Source organism: Oleiphilus sp. HI0043 (assembly GCF_001634935.1).
Genome location: NZ_LWEY01000431.1, coordinates 1 through 1,127, shown reverse-complemented (window position 1 = coordinate 1,127; position 1,127 = coordinate 1). Strand labels below are relative to the sequence as shown.

1 protein-coding gene and 1 pseudogene are annotated in these 1,127 nt (G+C 45.4%); one reads left to right on the top strand and one right to left on the bottom strand.

The window, feature by feature from the left end; genetic code table 11:
- Nucleotides 1-423 (top strand): annotated as a pseudogene (locus A3729_RS05540) (ABC transporter ATP-binding protein); the annotation flags it as partial.
- 215 nt (nt 424-638) lie between these two features.
- Here the strand turns inward: A3729_RS05540 and A3729_RS05535 are convergent.
- The gene (locus A3729_RS05535; RefSeq protein ID WP_068507046.1) at nt 639-986 is read right to left on the bottom strand and encodes a HopJ type III effector protein; all 348 of its coding nucleotides are present in this window, start codon (nt 984-986) and stop codon (nt 639-641) included.
- Nucleotides 987-1,127: the final 141 nt, after the last annotated feature.

Below are 1,127 nucleotides of genomic sequence, written 5' to 3'. Positions count from 1 at the left end.
CTGGTGGCAAACGGGAAAGTCGAAGAGTTTAAAGGCGACCTGCACGATTACGAAGTTTGGTTGCAAGACTTCCATAAAGAGTCGAGTAAAACTGAAACTGTAGAGACAGACAGTGCAGACAAGCAAAATGAATCAGCGGAAGATAAAAAGGAACGCAAGCGTATCGCTGCGGAGCTTCGTCAGAAATTGAGCCCACTGAAGAAAAAGCTCAAAACCGCAGAAAAGGCGATGGAGAAGCACCAAGAAGCTTTAGCTGAGCTCGAAGAGAAACTCGCTGCCCCAGAGATTTATCAAGCTGAAAATAAAGCCAAGTTGAAAGAATTGATGGATGAGCAGGCAACACATAAAGTCGGTTTAGAAGAATCCGAGATGGAATGGTTTGAACTGAGTGAAGAGATCGAAACGGCCGAGAGCCAGATGTAGTTTTTTCTCAAAGCTTGGTTTTAGTGTAGGCAGAGAGCTCCGTCTTTTGCAGGATCAATCTCGTGCTAGCCCGCTTGCGAGCCGTGGAAGGCTCTGCCTACAAGTTTGTGGATTCACAGGTAGCGGGCAAATAACGATTATCGTAGGCAGAGGGTTCCATCCCTCGCAGGTCGATGCCCCGTGCTAGGCGTGGAAGCCTCTGCTTACAGATGCTTCTACTTGGCCTTTAATGCCTCACCCGAAAATGAAATGCCTTTCCAGCCTTGAGTAATAAAGTTGCGAATGTTTTGGTGGTCATTGCCCTCAGGGTTCTTGAGCACATCTTCGCGATAGTATTGACCAAAACAAGTTAGAGTTTGTTGCTCATCCAGGTTTTGAAGCTGGGCAAAAGCAAAGAGTTTGCAGGAGCCCGAGTTCTGCCCTGCCTCATTGGCTTGCTCGCCATTTTGAAAGGCTGTGGGTGTAAATTCATATAGCTCGTCAATAATTGCCATTGTATCTTCAAACTGAATGCTGCTTGCATCTTGGTTTAAACGTTGGACGAAAGTCTCTAAATTAGACAAAGTTTTCTCCCTGGGTGGTGAATATAATGAATTTTATATGATATCACTTTACTTGCCGGATTTTTCCAATTAAACTTCGCGCCCCTAAGTGGAACTGTGTCTATATTTTGATCGCTGTGCCAGTAAGCCAAGCTTGCTGAA